The organism is Dactylosporangium roseum, assembly GCF_025264685.1.
Taxonomy (GTDB): domain Bacteria; phylum Actinomycetota; class Actinomycetes; order Mycobacteriales; family Micromonosporaceae; genus Dactylosporangium; species Dactylosporangium roseum.
The window spans coordinates 6015517-6030856 of the sequence record NZ_CP073721.1 but is presented as its reverse complement, the minus strand read 5'-3'; the positions used below and the strand labels follow the sequence as shown (position 1 = coordinate 6030856).

Genomic DNA, 15340 nt, shown 5'->3' with positions numbered 1-15340 from the left:
GAGATGTCCGGGCACTCCAAATGGGCGACGACCAAGCACAAAAAGGCGGTCATCGACGCCAAGCGCGGCAAACTCTTCGCCCGCCTGATCAAGAACGTCGAGGTGGCCGCGCGCACCGGTGGTGGTGACCCGGCCGGAAACCCGACGCTGTTCGACGCCATTCAGAAGGCGAAGAAGAACTCGGTACCGAACGACAACATCAACAACGCCGTCAAGCGCGGTTCCGGCCTCATCGGCGGCGGTGCCGACTGGCAGACGGCGATGTACGAGGGTTACGGTCCGAACGGCGTCGCGATCCTCATCGAGTGCCTGACCGACAACCGCAACCGTGCCTCGACGGAGGTGCGGGTCGCCCTCACGCGCAACGGCGGCTCGCTGGCCGACGCGGGCAGCGTGTCGTACATGTTCTCGCGCAAGGGCGTCATCATCGTCCCCAAGGCGGACGGCCTGACCGAGGACGACCTGCTCCTCGCGGTCCTCGACGCCGGCGCCGAGGAGGTCAACGACCTGGGCGAGTCGTTCGAGATCATCTGCGAGGCGTCGGACCTGGTCCCGGTCCGCACCGCTCTGCAGGAGGCGGGCATCGACTACGAGTCGGCCGAGTCCTCGTTCGTCCCGAGCGTGACCGTTCCCCTCGACGAGGAGGGCGCCCGCAAGGTCTTCAAGGTGATCGACGCGCTCGAGGACTGCGACGACGTCCAGAACGTCTACGCCAACTTCGACGTCAGCGACGAGGTCATGGCCCTGGTCGAGGCCTGACGCTCCGCGTTCGAGCGGGCGCCCACCCTCGTCGATCTTGCAGTTGTGGTGCCTGACAAACCCGGGCATTCAGGGAGTGTCGCGGCACCACAACCGCATGATCGACGAGGGTGGGCGCGCGGTGGGTCTCAGCCGGCGGGCACCGGTGCGGGCGCCGGTGCCGGGGACGGCGTGGACGTGAACCGCAGCGAGCGGGCCAGCAATCCGAAGCCCGCCAGCAGGAGCGCCGGGCTCACCAGGCTCAGCGGGCCCACGCCCAGCACCAGGAACGCCGCGATGCCGGCGCTCACCAGCACGGGGACCCACCAGCGGGAGCGGCCGTCCACCGTCGTCGCCACCGCCACCAGGATCAGGCCCAGCAGTGTGCCCGCCATGCTCGGCAGCACCCAGGCGAACGTGAACAGCGCCTGCTCGCCCATCGAAGCCTGCACCTTGTCGGCCGTCGCCTGGTCCAGGGTCTGCCGCGCCGCCAGGTCACCGTAGTCGCCCGCCATCAGCGCGCTGAAGTTCGCGAGCGCCAGCACCGTGACGAAGCCCGCGATGCGGGCGAAGCGGCCGCCGTCGCGCGTCGCGGTCAGTACCGCCGGAATGAACAGCACCCAGGAGAGGTGCAGGAAGAAGGCGCTCGCCTGGGCGAGGGCCGGGTGCTCCAGGAAGCCGGCGGTGTCCGCCGACAGACCGGGGACCGTCGCGAGGCCGACGCCGAACGACACCGGGGCCAGGACCATGCAGAGCCGGCCGACGGTGAACCGGAACGCGCCGAACGAGTCGGGCTCCGCGGGCGGCGTGACGCGGCGTAGCTGCCAGCCGGCCACCGCGTACGCGCCGGTCATGACCGCCGGGCCGACGAGGCACAGCGGCACCGGGGAGATCGCGAACAGGAAGTATCCCGCGGTGCCGGCCAGGGCGGCGCCCGCCGTCCACCAGTTGATGACCCGTGCCCGGGCCGCCGCGATCGGGGTGAGCAGCAGCGCGACCGCCCAGCCGAGGAGGCCCGGCACCTGCCAGCCCCACTGCGCCCACGCCATGGCCTGGAAGGCCTCGTCGACGGCCTTGACCTTGTCGTTGGGGAGGTTCTGCTCCAGGGCCAGCACCATGAGGTCGGATGCCATCAGCGCGGCGAACGTGACCAGGCCGAACACGACGGCGATCCACGCGATGCGGGCGAGGACGGCCCCCCGCTTGCGGATCGGGTCGAGCAGGCCGATCAGGCCCGGCACGAACAGCACCCAGGCCCAGTGCAGCAGCACCGAGTGCCACTCGATGGCACCGGGGTTGTCCCGGTAGATGCCGTAGCTCTGGTCCTCGGCGCCGAGGGCCGGGTCGACCGCCGTCGCGACGGCCAACGTGATGGGGGCCAGGACCAAACAGACCGCAGCAGCCGTACGCCGCATCGGTTCCTCCTTGTCATCAGCAGTGCAACGGCGGTGAACGTTAGGCGGACCCGACCTGCCGGTAACCCGCAGCGCGAGCGAACCGGGGTCCGCCGCGCGGGGGACGGCCGGTCATCCGGCGGACGGGCGAGGGGGTGACCGCGCAGCCCGTACCGTTTCGGTGTGCGCAGGTGGCAGGTCGATCTCGGAGTGGCCGGCGGGTTCGTGGCGTTCGCGCTCACGGAGGAGGCCGTGGTACGGATGCCGGGCGCGTGGTGGCCGTTCGCGCTCGCCGTCTTCGCCGTGCTGGTCGCGCTCCGGCGGACCGTCCCCCTCGTCGGGCTCGCCGCGAGCTGCGTGCACGCGAACAAGATCTTCTACAGCGACATGGTCGTCACGTACCGGCTGTGGCAGCTCGCCGCGATGATCATCGCGGCCTACACGGTGGGCCGTTACCTGCCGCCCCGGCCCGGCAGCGTCCGCGGCTTCGTCGGGCTGGGGCTGGTCGTCGCCACCGCGCTGACCTACTGGGACGTCGACCACACCGATCCGATGGGCGCGTTCTTCTTCCCGGTCGTGCCGTGGGGCCTCGGGATCGCGTTCGCGATCCAGCACCGGCAGAACACCGACGCGGCGTCCGCCCGGGCGGCGATCCGCGAGCAGCGGGTCCGCGAGGCGGTCATGGAGGAGCGGGTGCGCATCGCCCGGGAGCTGCACGACATGGTCGCGCACAGCGTGACGGTGATGGTGATCCAGGCGGGCGTCGTGCGACGGCGTCTCGACGCCGGGCTCAGCGTCGACGGTGAGCTGCTCAGGAGCATCGAGTCGGCCGGCCGGGACGCCGTGGGCGAGCTGCGCCGGACCCTGGGCCTGCTCCGCGGTGACGACAGCGGCGCGGCCGCCGCCCCGGTCGGGCTGGACCGCCTCGACGAGTTGCTGGCGCAGGTGCGCGAGGCCGGGCTGACCGTCACGTTCAAGCGGGAGGGCGTGCCCGTGCCGCTGTTGCCGGCGGCCGACCTCTCGGCGTACCGCATCATCCAGGAGGCGCTGACCAACGTCCTCAAGCACGCGGGCCCGACCAGGGTGACCGTCGAGATCCGGTACGGTGACGACGGCGTCCACCTGTCGGTGGTCGACAAGGGCGGGACGACCGCGTCCCCGGTCGCCGGCGGCGGCCAGGGCCTGATCGGCATGCGGGAGCGTGCGATGCTCTTCGGCGGCGAGCTCACGGCGGGTCCGGGCCCGGAGGGCGGATTCGCGGTCCACGCGCGGCTCCCGGCCCAGGTGGCGGCGCCCGCATGACGATCAAGGTCGTCATCGCCGATGACCAGCGGATGGTACGGGCCGGTCTGCGCATGGTCATCGAGACCGAACCCGACATGACCGTCGTCGGCGAGGCCAGTGACGGCGTGGAGGCGGTCGCCCTGGCGCGGCGCCTGCGTCCCGAGGTCGTGCTCATGGACATCGCGATGCCCCGCCAGGACGGGCTGGCCGCCACCCGGACGCTGCTGTCGGCGCCGGGCGCGCCGCGCATCATCGTCCTCACCACGTTCGACACCGACGAGAACCTGTACAACGCCCTGCGCGCCGGTGCGAGCGGCTTCCTGCTCAAGGTCTCGTCGCCGGAGCATCTCATCACCGCGATCCGGGTGGTCGCGGGCGGCGAGGCGCTGCTCGACCCGGCGATCACGACGCGGGTCATCTCGGCGTTCGCCGGCTCGCCGGGCCCGCAGCCGCCGCCGGAGCTGGCCGAGCTGACCCCGCGCGAGACCGACGTGCTCCGCCTGATGGCCCGCGGCCTGTCCAACGGCGAGATCGCCGCGGCGCTGACGGTCGGCGAGGCCACGGTGAAGACCCACGTGGCCCGGGTGCTCATGAAGCTGGGCCTGCGCGACCGTGTCCAGGCGGTCGTCTACGCGTACGAGTCAGGCCTGGTCCGCGCCGGCAGCGCCTGACGGCCGGCGCGGCAGCTCCGCGACCCGCCGCGCCACGTCCGCCCGGACCGCCCCGGCCTCGATCCCGGGCCCAGTCCAAGGCTCAGTCCAGGGTTCATTCAGCCCAGGGCGACGCGCAGGTGGCGGGGGCCGCGCAGGATGGCGCTCATGCGGTACACCGGCGGATCCTCCAGCAGCCGGGCGTGCGCCAGCACCGGGGCCAGGCCGCGCAGCGCGACCTGGGCCTCCAGCCGCGCCAGCGGGGCGCCGAAGCAGTAGTGGATGCCATCGCCGAAGCCGAGGTGCCGGATCTGGCGGCGCTGCGGGTCGAAGCGGTCCGGATCGGGGATCTCCTGCGGGTCGCGGTTCGCCGCCGCCAGGACCAGCGTGATCGACGCGCCCTGCGGGATCGTCGTGCCGGCGAGCGGGATGTCGGACAGGGCCCGCCGCCACGGCAGCATCTGGACCGGCGGGTCCCAGCGCAGCACCTCCTCGACGAACGGGATGACGAGGCCGTCGTCGGCGCGGAGGCGGTCCAGCCAGACCGGCTGGCGCAGCAGGACCAGGGCCGCGTTGGCGACGAGGTTGACCGTCGTCTCGTGGCCGGCGATGAGCAGCAGCACCGCGGTACTGATGAGCTGCTCCCGGGTCATCCGCCCGTCGGGACCGTCGTCCGTGGCCAGGGCCGAGAGCAGGTCGTCACCGGGCTCGGCGGTGCGCCGGTCGACGAGGTCGCCGAGGTAGCCGGCCAGGTCGCGGAACCCGGCGTGCGCGGCGTCGAGCTGCTCCTGCCGGGCGCGCCGCGGGTCGATCGACTGTAGCGCGGTGTCGATCCAGCCGCGGAACTTCGGCTCGTCCTCGACCGGCACGCCGAGCAGCGAGCAGATGACCAGGACCGGCAGCGGATACGCGAAGTGGTCGACCAGGTCCACGGTCGAGCCCGGCAGGTCGCGGACCAGCCGGGCCACGATGTCCTCGAGCTTCGGCTGGAGGTCGTCGACGCGGTGCGGGCTGTGCGGCGGGCCGAACGGCCGGGTGGCGAGGCGGCGCAGCCGGTCGTGCTCCGGCGGGTCGAGCCGCAGGAAGCTCGGCGGCAGCCCGATCCGGGCGTGCGGGTCGGCGGCGTCGAGGTCGCTGTCGAGCTGCGAGCTGACGCGTGGATCGTGCAGCAGGTCGGCCACCTCGCGGAAGGTGGTGACGACGTAGGTGCCGTCCGGCTGCCGGTCGACGGGTGTGCGCCGCAGGGAGGTGTAGAGCGGGTACGGGTTGTGCCGGTTCACCGGGTCGAGGACGGCGTCGAAGCCGGAGCCGACCGAGGCGGTCACGAATTCCTCCCGAGGTCCGGGGCCAGGAAGGCGCATTGGGTGTAGCCCTGACACTTCGTGAGGTCGGTAACCACGCGCATGGGTCCAAGGTCGCGGCCCGTCCGCCCCCGTGCCTCACCCGGCGGGTAGGACGGAAGCGGTAGCCAGGGCCGGCAGGACCGCGCGGACGACGGTGCCGGCCCCCGGGGCGGTGACGATCTCCAGCCGCCCGCCGACGAGGACCGCCCGCTCCCGCATCGACCGCACCCCCAGCCGGCCCGGGTGCGGGCCGTCGGCCGCGAACCCGACCCCGTCGTCGGCCACCTCCAGCACGACCTGCGTGTCGTCGCCGGACAGCCGGAGCGTGACATGTGCGGCGGCGGCGTGCCGGGCCGCGTTGGCCAGCGCCTCCAGCGCGATGCGGTACAAGGCCTCCTCCACTTCCGGGCTGACGGCCGGGTCGGCGTCGAGTTGCAGGCCCCAGTCGGTCTGCGCCTCGTCGCGGCCCGGCGCCGCGTGCAGCGTCTCGAAGAGACCCTTGAGCGCGGTCGCGAGCCCCGAGCCGACCAGCGTCTCCGGCCGCAGCCGCAGGATGATGCCGCGCAGGTCAGACAGGCCCGCCGCGGCCGTCTCCTGGATCCAGGCGAGCGACTCCCGCGCCTGCGCCGGGTTGCCGTGGAGCAGTTCGGCGGCGGTACCGGCACCGAGGCTGATCCCGTACAGCGTCTGGACGACGGAGTCGTGCAGGTCCCGGGCGAGCCGCTCGCGTTCCTGGATCGGCTCGGCGGCCCCGCTCAGCAGCAGCCGCGCGAGCGGCGCGAACGGCGCGAGCTCGGCGGCCCGCGGCGCGCGCCGCCGCCCGATCCCGACCAGCACCCCAACCCCCACCCCAACCCCCACCCCGCGTCGATCTTGCACCTGTGGTGCCGGGACACTCCCGCGATGTCCGGCTTTGTCAGGCACCACAACTGCATGATCAACGCTGGGAAGTGGGGGTGGGAGGGGGAGGTAGAGGACGGGGTCGACGCGCGCCGGGCGGGCGGTCGACAGGACGCGGGCGGCCAGGTCCGAATCCACGCCGGCGGACGCGCCCGCCGAGGCGCGCACCACCGCCGTGGCGTCGAGGACGTGGACGGACTGCGCGCCGGTCACGTTTCGGGCGAGCGAGCACAGCTCGTCGAGCGCCGCGCTCAACTCGGGGCCGCCGCGTGGACAGGGACCAGCCCGACACGCATCGCGTAGAGGGCGGCCTGGGTACGGCTCTCGGCGTTGAGTTTCGACAGGATGTTGCTCACGTGCGTCTTGACGGTCTGCGGCGCGATGTGCAGCTCGCGGGCGATCTGCCCGTTGGCCCGGCCGCGGGCCAGCAGGATCAGCACCTCCTCCTCGCGCCTGGTGAGCTGCGGCGGGGTGGTCGGCACGTGCACGTCCCGGACCAGGCGGGCGGCCACCGCCGGGGACAGTTGCACCTGTCCGGCGGCCGCGGCCCGTACCGCGCGGTGCAACTCCTCGGCGTCGGTGTCCTTGAGCAGATAACCGACGGCGCCCGCGTGCAGGGCGTCGGCGATCAACTGCGGTTCGAGGTAGCCGCTGAGCGCGACGACCTCCACACTGGGCAGTTCGCGGCGGATGACGGCGGTCGCGCTGATGCCGTCGAGGCCCGGCATCAGCAGGTCCATCAGCACGATGTCCGGCCGCAGCTCGTGGGTGAGGGCCACGGCCTCCCGCCCGTCCGCCGCGGCGCCGACGGTCTCCAGGTCGGCGCTCAGGGACAGGAAGCTGCGCAGGCCCTCGCGGACCATCGCGTGGTCGTCGGCGATCAGGATCCTGATACTCATCGTGGCGGCCTATACCCGGAGAAAGGTGCGAATCACCACGTATCAGGTGCCAGGTGGACTAGGCCGATTGGGGGAGACCGAAGGTGTGGACCGCCGCCGGACCGCGGCGTGATGTGGCGGAGGGCGGCCGGGCGGCACGGTTGTGAGCGTGACGCACTACTTGAACCGGCTGAGCCGGTTCTCCCTGGTGGGAGCCAGCGGTGTCGTCGTCAACAACGTCGCCCTGCTCGTGCTGCACGGACTGCTCGGGCTGGCCCTGCTGCCGGCCACGGTCGCGTCGGTCGAGATCGCGCTCGTCTCCAACTACATCCTGCACGAACTGTGGACCTTCCGGCGCCGGAGCCTGTCGCTGCAGCGCTTCGCCTACTACAGCCTGGCCGGCCTCGCCGCGCTGCCGGTCAACGTGGTCGTGGTCCAGATCCTGGTGGGACTCGGCATGCACTACCTCCCAGCCAACCTGGTCGGCATCGGCGCCGGCTTCGCGGTGAACTTCGCCGTCAGCTCGAAGTGGATTTGGAGTGAACGCACCGATGGAGCAGATCGTGTTGACCGGCGTCACCCTGATCTCGCTACTACTGACGGTGCAAGCGGCGCACGCCTTATATCTGATGATCTATACCTGGGACCAGCCAGAGGCGGACGCCAAGGCACGGGTGCCCGATCAACGTGTTACGCCGCAACTCTCCTTCACCGCCATCCTCCCAGCGCGCCACGAGGAGGAGGTCATCCAAGCCACCATCGCCCGCGCCGCGTCCGCTGACTACCCGCCGCACCTCGTGCAGATCCTGGTGGTCTGCTCGGCTGACGACGTCGGCACCATCGAGCAGGCCCAGGCGCAGATCGCCCGGCTGCGCCAGCTCGGCCGCGGCAACGTGGACGTGGTCGTCTTCGACGACGGCCCGATCAACAAGCCGCACGGGCTCAACACCGCCCTGCGGTACGCCCAGCACGACATCGTCGCCATCTTCGACGCCGAGGACGAGGTCGAACCGCAGTTGTTCGACATCGTCAACACCATCATGGTCACCGAGCAGGTGTCCGTCGTGCAGGCCGGCGTCCAGCTCATGAACTTCGACTCCAACTGGTACTCGACGTTCAACGTGCTGGAGTACTTCTTCTGGTTCCGCAGCCGCCTGCACTACCACGCCAAGAACGGCGCCATCACGCTCGGCGGCAACACCGTCTTCTTCCAGCGCGAGCTCATCGAGCGGCTCGGCGGCTGGGACGAGACCAACCTGACCGAGGACGCCGACATCGGGCTGCGGGTCTCCAGCATGGGCGAGAAGGTGCGGGTGGTCTACGACGACCGCTACGTCACCAAGGAGGAGACGCCGCCGACGCTGCAGAGCTTCATCAAGCAGCGCACCCGGTGGTGCCAGGGCTTCATGCAGACCCTGGGCAAGGGCACCTGGAAGCAGATGCCGAACCGGCGGCAGCGGTTCCTGGCCTGGTACACGCTCGCCTTCCCGCACGTCCAGGCGATGCTCGGCGTCTACCTGCCGGTCGCGCTGCTGCAGGCGTTCGTCCTCAGCGTGCCCGTACCGGTGGCGATGCTGTCCTGGCTGCCGGTGCTGCTGCTCGGCGCGCACTTCGTCATGTCCGTGGTCGGGCTCTACGAGTTCACCGGCGCGCACGGGCTCAAGGCGTCACCGGGGACCGTCGTGAAGATGGCGATCGGCTGGTTCCCGTACCAGATGCTGCTCTCCTACGCGGCGGCCCGCGCGCTCTGGCGGCAGATGCGCGGCGCCACCAACTGGGAGAAGACCGCCCACGTCGGCGCACACCGCACCGAAGCACCGGAGCTGAGCAATGTCGGCTGACATCCTCACCCCCGCACGGCCGGCGACGCCACTGCCGAAGGCCCCGAAACGGGACCCCCTCGGCGCGGGCGGCCGCTGGCTCGTCGCCCTGTGCATGCTCATCGGCCTGGTGAGCCACGGGTGGAACATGTTCCGCTATCCGCTGTACCTCACCGACGAGGGCATCTACATGGAGCAGGCGTGGTCCGTGCTCCGCGAGGCCAAGCTCTCGCCGTACACCTACTTCTACGACCACGCCCCGATGGGCTGGCTGGCGATCGCCGGCTGGGTCAGCGTGCTGCCCGGCCAGTTCCAGGCCTTCGGCAACGCCATCAACACCGGCCGCGTCCTGATGCTCATCGTCCACGTGGCGTCGGTGTTCCTGATGTTCGAGATCGTGCGCCGGTTCAGCGGCAGCAAGCCCGCGGCGTTCCTGTCCACGGTCGTGTTCAACCTGTCTCCGCTGGGGGTGTACTACCAGCGCCAGGTCCTGCTCGACAACCTGATGATGTTCTGGATCCTGCTGGGCCTCTACCTGCTGGCCCGCAAGGACGGCCGGATCGTCACCGCGATGGGCGCCGGGACGTGCTTCGGGCTGTCGCTGGTGACCAAGGAGAACGCGCTGTTCATCCTGCCGGGCTGCGCCTATCTGCTGCACCGCACGCTGAAGGAGCAGTCCAACCGGCGCTTCGGGGTCAGCTTCTGGTGGTTCGCGGTCCTCGCGCCGGTGACCGCCTACCTGCTGTTCGCCCAGATCAAGAACGAGCTGTTCCCGCAGAACTTCAACTTCAACCTCGAGTCCGCTACGCCGGGTGACCACGTGTCGCTGCTCTACACCGTGTGGTGGCAGCTACACCGCAACTCCAACACCGGCACCGGCCTGTCCTTCTCCTACCTGCTGCGGGAGAGCTGGCTGTTCAAGGACCGGTACATCCTCGTCGCCGGCGTGGCCGTCACGGCGCTATGCCTGCTGGCCGGCCGGAGAAACAAGCGCCTGCGCGGGCCGATGCTGGCCTGCGCGCTGATGGCCCTCGGCTACGGCTTCTACCTGACCAGAAGCGCCCTGCTCGACTTCTACATCGCGCCGATGGTCCCGCTGTTCGCCTTGAACCTCGGCATGTTCTTCGGCTGGCTCACCCGGCGCACCAAGCAGGCCGGCGCGGCGGTCCTGGTCGCCTGCCTGCTCGTGCCGGTGCTGGTCATGCCGGGCGGGTTCATGGTCAAGTACAACACCAAGGGCGAGCTGGAGTTCAGCGACGCGTACCGGCTGCCGCTCACCCGCCTCCAGGAGCAGCAGGTGGCCTGGATCAAGGCCAACGTGCCGACCGACGCGCGGCTCATCATCGACGACGACATCTGGGTCGCGCTGCACGACAACAACCCGCCGTACCGCTATGCGCACTCGCACTACAAGGCCACGTCCGACCCGGACGTGCGGGACAAGGTCTTCCACATGAGCTGGGAGAACATCGACTACGTCGTGATGTCGAACAAGATGCGCGACGCACTCGAGCGCGGCGGGGAGACCTGGATCATCGAGGCGATCGACCAGCACGGCCAGACCGTGTGGGAGGCGACCCGGGGCGACGTCTCACTGTCCATCATCAAGATCGGTGCCACCTCGTGAGTTGCCGGGAGTGAAGCATGCAGACCGTCAAGCGCCGCCGGGCGGCTCCGGCGACCGCGAACAGCGCCACCGCCCGTCGTAAGCGACCCGTCCGCCGTACCCGCAAGAAGCTCTCGACCCGCCGGATCGTCCTGGCCGCGGTCGCCGCGTTCCTGTTGATCAGCCTCGGCCGGTCGGTCCTTCCGGCGCTGGGCATCGATGCGCCGGGCCTGCCGAAGTTCGGCGGCGGCGGCGAGCAGCCGACGACGGAGACCCAGACCAAGGAGCCGCCGCCGCCGACGATCGACCTCAACGGCGTCCTCGTGCACGGTGGCGACACGCCGATGATCACACTGAACCCGGGCCTGGTGCGGCTCGGCGGCACGGTCACCGTCCAGGGATCCGGCTTCGACCAGGGTTCGATGATCGACGTGTACCTCGGGCCGTCGGACAACGCCGCGCCGCAGCCGAAGAAGGGCAAGGGCAAGGCGACCCCGAACGCGCCCAAGGTGAAGCAGGTCGGCACCGCGAAGGCCGGCAAGTACGGCGTCTTCACGACCAACTTCAGCTTCCCCAACCGGATGACCGCGCCCGTGCTGGAGGTCACCGCACAGGCCCGCGGCAGCGACAAGGTCGCCAAGGCCGACGCGGCGGTCGCCCAGGGCGCCGGCCAGGCGACGCTGTCGGCGATCGTGGGCAAGCCCGGCGACACGGTCAACCTGACCGCCAAGGGCTTCGCGCCCGGCGAGGAGCTCAACGTCTTCTGGGGCCGGATCAATGGTGAGCCGAACCTCACCCTCAAGGCGGATGAGGGTGGCTCAGTGGGTAAGACGCCGATCAGAGTTGGGGTTACCGCCGTCGGACAGACCAGTCTTGTGGTCGTGGGCAAGACGAGTGGAGCGGCGGCCAGCGCACCGTTCCAGGTGCTGCGGCTTTACCCGTCGATCAAGCTCGCGCCGTACGCCCTGAAGGCCACCCAGAAGCTCACCTTCTCCGGCAGCGGCTTCGCGCCGGGTGAGCGGGTGCTGATCCGGCTGAACTCGGCCGGGGGGCAGCCGGTGATGGCGGTGCAGACCAACGACGCCGGTTCGTTCAAGGGCGCCGGGCTCGTCATGCCGTACCAGTTGAAGGGCGCCCAGCAGTTGGTGTTCCTGGGCGAGCAGAGCCGTGCCGCGGTCGCGTCCGGGTTCACGATCCTGCCCTTCACGCCACAGGCCCGCACCAACGCCTACGGCGGCCTGCCCGGCACGGTGGTCAACTTCTACGCCACGCAGTTCGCCCCCAACGAGGCCGTCCACGTCACCGTCCGGACGGCGAAGGGCGCCAAGCCGGAGTTGGTGTCCGCGTTCCGGGTCGACCAGAAGGGCTCGGCACGCGCGGTCGGCCAATACACGATCCCGGGCGACACCGAGGACACCGTCGTGTTCGAGCTGCACGGCCAGCGCAGCGACGCCATCGCGAAGATCAATTTCAAGGTCGACAAGTCCGGCGGCCCGGTCGACATCCCGCCGCAGAAGCCGTACACGGTGCCGAAGGACCTGGAGAACTGACAACGGATGTACTGGCAGGCGTTCCGGTCCGCCCCGGAGGCGTTGATCGTGCTCGACGCGTCCGGGGTGGTCCGCCTGGCCAGTAGTGCTGCCGAGACGCTCTTCCGGCGCACCGCCGGCGAGCTGGTGGGCCGCCGGGTCGACGAACTGTTCGTGGGGGACCCGCGCGGGTTCCCCACGCCCGCGACCGCGGTGGTCCAGTTGCCCGACGGCGGGCACCTGGAGGTCGACGTCCGGGCCAAGACCCTGGAGGGCGACCCGCGCGGGCTCGTCGTGCTCGCCGTCGACGACCAGAGCGACCCGAACCGGTCCCGCTCCAGTCTCGAACAGCGGATCGTCCGGCTGAAGCGGGCCGGCAAGGAGCAGGGCGAGCTGCTCGACGACCTGATCCTCAGCCAGGAGCGGGAACGCGCCCGGATCGCGGCCGGGGTGCACGACGACAGCCTCCAGGTGATCACCGCCGCGACGCTGCGCCTGCAGCACCTCCGGCGCCGGCTCCAGGATCCGAAGGACCTGGAGATGCTGAGCCGGCTCGAGGAGTCGCTCGCCCAGGCCGCCGACCGGCTGCGCCGGCTCATCTTCGACTTCCGGCCACCGAAGCTGTCCAGCGACGGGCTCGCCGCGGCGACCCACGACCTGCTCGACGGCCTGGCGGCCGACCACGATCTCGTCGTACAGCTCCAGAACCGGCTCACCGCCGAGCCGGCGCTGCCGACCCGCCTGCTGATCTACCGCATGCTGCAGGAGGCCGTCGCCAACGTCGGCAAGCACGCCGACGCGGACCGTTGCACGGTTGTTCTCGGTGAACAGGACGGCGGCTACCTGGTCCGGGTCGTCGACGACGGGGTCGGGGCCGAGGCGTTCGGCGAGCCGGAGCCGGGGCACCTGGGGATGGTCCTGATGCGGGAGCGTGCCGCCCTGGCCGGCGGCTGGTTCCGGATCAGCAGCGTGCCCGGCAGCGGGACCACCGTCACGTTCTGGGTGCCGCGGGGCGCCGACCTGCAATCAAAAGGAGCATCGCCGTGAATGGCCGTCCGCCGTACCGGGTGCTGATCGTCGAGGACCACCAGGTGGTCGCGGAGGGGCTGGCGGTGCTGCTCAACGAGCACCCCGAGCTGCGCGTCGTGGCCCTGGCCAGCACCGTGGGCGAGGTCGAGCACCTCGCCGACGTCGAACGGGTCGACGTCGTCCTCGCCGACTACTGGCTGCCCGACGGCACCGGCGCCGAGGCCGCCGCGGCCCTGCGCGCCCACCAGCCCGACGCCGCCATCGTCTTCCTCAGCGCCGACGACAGCGACCAGGTCATCCTCGCCGCACTCGAGGCCGGCGCGGCCGGCTACCTGGTGAAGAGCGCGGGGGGCGCCGATGTCGCGGAGGCGGTACGCCGTGCCGTCGACGGCGAGATCCTGGTGCCGGCCCGCCAGCTCGCCAAGCTGCTGGCCCGCCGGCGCGAGGAGTCCAGGCGCGTCGAGGAGCACGCCCGGCGGCTTGATAGCCTCACGCCGCGCGAACGGCAGATCCTCAGCCTGATGACCGAAGGCATGGACAACCGCGACATCGCGCGCGAGCTGAGCATCAGCTACACGACGGTCCGCAGCCATGTGCGCCACCTGCTGAACAAGATGGGCGCCAGGTCGAAGCTCGAGGCCGTGGTCCGTGCCGCCGAGTGGGACGCTCCTACGATTGGCGCATAAACAAATCCGACATTTGTACGCTGATTTCGCATTCCCGATATCCGTAACGTGTTGATCTGCCCGACAGGTTGAGCGGTGACGCCGGACTCTCTCGCCGGTGTCAGAAACTCCCTCAGCCGATCGCTCCGGCGGCCGCCCGCACTCGCGGGCGGCCGTCGTCGAACGTGAGGACAAGGTCAACTCGATGGGTCAACTCACCCGTACGCGTCTCATCCTGATATCCGCCGCCGCGGCGGCTGTCGCTCTGGTCGTCGGCGGCATCGCCCTGATCCCGTCGTCCGGCGAGAAGGGCGATAAGAAGGTCCACCCGGTAGAGGCCGAGGCGGGCCAGCGGCTCCAGATGCCGCTGCACGCCGACGGCAGCAAGATCCTGGACGCGCGCGGCGAAGAGGTCACCTTCACCGGCGTGAACTGGTTCGGCCTGGAGACGAACACGTTCGCTCCGCACGGGCTCTGGTCACGCAAGCTCGACGACATGCTCGACCAGATGGTCGGCGCCGGCTTCAACACGATGCGCCTGCCGTTCAGCAACGAGTTGTTCGACGGCTCGGCGAAGGTCAACGGGGTCGACTTCAAGCTCAACCCGGACCTGGAAGGCCTGACCGGACCGCAGATCATGGACAAGGTCGTCGAGGGCGCCACCAAGCGCGGCATGATGGTCATCCTCGACCGGCACCGTCCCACCTCGCAGGGCCAGAGCAACCTCTGGTACACCGACAAGGTCAGCGAGGAGCGCTGGATCGGCGACTGGGTCAAGCTGGCCAAGCAGTACAAGAACAACCCGCTCGTGGTCGGCGCCGACCTGCACAACGAGCCCCACGGCGAGGCCACCTGGGGCGACGGCTCCGAGAAGACCGACTGGAAGGCCGCCGCCGAGCGCGCCGGAAACGCGATCCTCAAGGAGAACCCCGACTGGCTGATCATCGTCGAGGGCATCGAGACCTACAACGGCAACGGCTACTGGTGGGGCGGCAACCTCCAGGGTGCCGCCGAGCACCCGGTGAAGCTGTCGGACCAGTCGAAGCTCGTGTACTCGGCCCACGACTACAGCCCGAAGGTCTGGTCCCAGCAGTGGTTCAACGACCCGTCGTTCCCGGCCAACATGCCGGCGCTGTGGGACAAGCAGTTCGGGTACCTCGTGAAGCAGAACGTCGCGCCGGTGCTGCTGGGCGAGTTCGGCGGCCGTTCGGTCGGCGAGAAGGACGCCCAGGGCAACAAGGACCTGGAGGGCATCTGGCAGCGCAGCCTGCTGGCGTACCTGAAGGAGAACGGCTTCAGCTACACCTACTGGTCGTGGAACCCGAACTCCGGTGACACGGGCGGCGTCCTGAACGACGACTGGACCACGCTGAACGAGGACAAGGTGGCCCTGCTGAAGTCCTACCAGGCGCCGTTGGCCTCGGCGCAGAAGTGAGCCGCGGCCGTCTCCCGACGGGTGTGACGGCGCGCACAATATGATACGAGACGGTTCCGTATCGCTTCC

Annotated in this window: 14 protein-coding genes; 10 read left to right on the top strand and 4 right to left on the bottom strand. The window is 70.3% G+C overall.

Features of this window, described 5'->3' with window-relative positions; genetic code table 11:
• Nucleotides 1–3: 3 nt before the first annotated feature.
• The gene (locus Drose_RS28175; RefSeq protein WP_259858500.1) at nucleotides 4–759 is read left to right on the top strand and encodes a YebC/PmpR family DNA-binding transcriptional regulator; all 756 of its coding nucleotides are present in this window, start codon (nucleotides 4–6) and stop codon (nucleotides 757–759) included.
• Between the two features lie 128 nt (nucleotides 760–887).
• On the opposite strand, the gene Drose_RS28170 is transcribed toward Drose_RS28175, so the two are convergent.
• Nucleotides 888–2153 (bottom strand): hypothetical protein, encoded by a 1266-nt coding sequence (locus Drose_RS28170; RefSeq protein WP_260724319.1) that lies wholly within the window; start codon nucleotides 2151–2153, stop codon nucleotides 888–890.
• 162 nt (nucleotides 2154–2315) lie between these two features.
• On the opposite strand from Drose_RS28170, the gene Drose_RS28165 reads away from it, so the two are divergent.
• On the top strand, nucleotides 2316–3434 hold the full coding sequence (locus Drose_RS28165) for a sensor histidine kinase (RefSeq protein ID WP_260724318.1): 1119 nt from the start codon (nucleotides 2316–2318) through the stop codon (nucleotides 3432–3434).
• The gene (locus tag Drose_RS28160; protein ID WP_260724317.1) at nucleotides 3431–4087 is read left to right on the top strand and encodes a response regulator; all 657 of its coding nucleotides are present in this window, start codon (nucleotides 3431–3433) and stop codon (nucleotides 4085–4087) included. Before Drose_RS28165 ends, Drose_RS28160 begins: the two co-directional genes overlap by 4 nt.
• A gap of 98 nt (nucleotides 4088–4185) precedes the next feature.
• On the opposite strand, the gene Drose_RS28155 is transcribed toward Drose_RS28160, so the two are convergent.
• From Drose_RS28155 to Drose_RS28145, 3 genes are all read right to left on the bottom strand, one after another.
• On the bottom strand, nucleotides 4186–5391 hold the full coding sequence (locus Drose_RS28155; protein WP_260724316.1) for a cytochrome P450: 1206 nt from the start codon (nucleotides 5389–5391) through the stop codon (nucleotides 4186–4188).
• Nucleotides 5392–5505: 114 nt separating this feature from the next.
• Nucleotides 5506–6246, bottom strand: coding sequence for a sensor histidine kinase (locus Drose_RS28150; protein ID WP_260724315.1), 741 nt, complete (start codon nucleotides 6244–6246; stop codon nucleotides 5506–5508).
• Nucleotides 6247–6560: 314 nt separating this feature from the next.
• A complete protein-coding gene (locus Drose_RS28145) occupies nucleotides 6561–7208 on the bottom strand; it encodes a response regulator (RefSeq protein ID WP_190257651.1) in 648 nt (215 codons plus the stop codon).
• A 148-nt stretch (nucleotides 7209–7356) separates the two neighbouring features.
• Between Drose_RS28145 and Drose_RS28140 the strand changes: the two genes are divergently transcribed.
• The 7 genes from Drose_RS28140 to Drose_RS28110 all read left to right on the top strand — a co-directional run bounded on the left by Drose_RS28140 (nucleotide 7357) and on the right by Drose_RS28110 (nucleotide 15271).
• On the top strand, nucleotides 7357–7968 hold the full coding sequence (locus Drose_RS28140; RefSeq protein ID WP_260724314.1) for a GtrA family protein: 612 nt from the start codon (nucleotides 7357–7359) through the stop codon (nucleotides 7966–7968).
• The gene (locus Drose_RS28135) at nucleotides 7862–9028 is read left to right on the top strand and encodes a glycosyltransferase (RefSeq protein ID WP_260724313.1); all 1167 of its coding nucleotides are present in this window, start codon (nucleotides 7862–7864) and stop codon (nucleotides 9026–9028) included. Before Drose_RS28140 ends, Drose_RS28135 begins: the two co-directional genes overlap by 107 nt.
• The gene (locus Drose_RS28130; protein ID WP_260724312.1) at nucleotides 9018–10634 is read left to right on the top strand and encodes a glycosyltransferase family 39 protein; all 1617 of its coding nucleotides are present in this window, start codon (nucleotides 9018–9020) and stop codon (nucleotides 10632–10634) included. The genes Drose_RS28135 and Drose_RS28130 overlap by 11 nt, the downstream gene beginning before the upstream one ends.
• Before the next feature lie 17 nt (nucleotides 10635–10651).
• Nucleotides 10652–12163: a hypothetical protein gene (locus Drose_RS28125; protein WP_260724311.1), complete on the top strand. Its 1512-nt coding sequence runs from the start codon at nucleotides 10652–10654 to the stop codon at nucleotides 12161–12163.
• Between the two features lie 6 nt (nucleotides 12164–12169).
• A complete protein-coding gene (locus Drose_RS28120) occupies nucleotides 12170–13189 on the top strand; it encodes a sensor histidine kinase (RefSeq protein ID WP_260724310.1) in 1020 nt (339 codons plus the stop codon).
• On the top strand, nucleotides 13186–13857 hold the full coding sequence (locus Drose_RS28115) for a response regulator (protein ID WP_260724309.1): 672 nt from the start codon (nucleotides 13186–13188) through the stop codon (nucleotides 13855–13857). Before Drose_RS28120 ends, Drose_RS28115 begins: the two co-directional genes overlap by 4 nt.
• A gap of 97 nt (nucleotides 13858–13954) precedes the next feature.
• Nucleotides 13955–15271 (top strand): glycoside hydrolase family 5 protein, encoded by a 1317-nt coding sequence (locus Drose_RS28110; protein ID WP_260724308.1) that lies wholly within the window; start codon nucleotides 13955–13957, stop codon nucleotides 15269–15271.
• Nucleotides 15272–15340 lie beyond the last annotated feature (69 nt).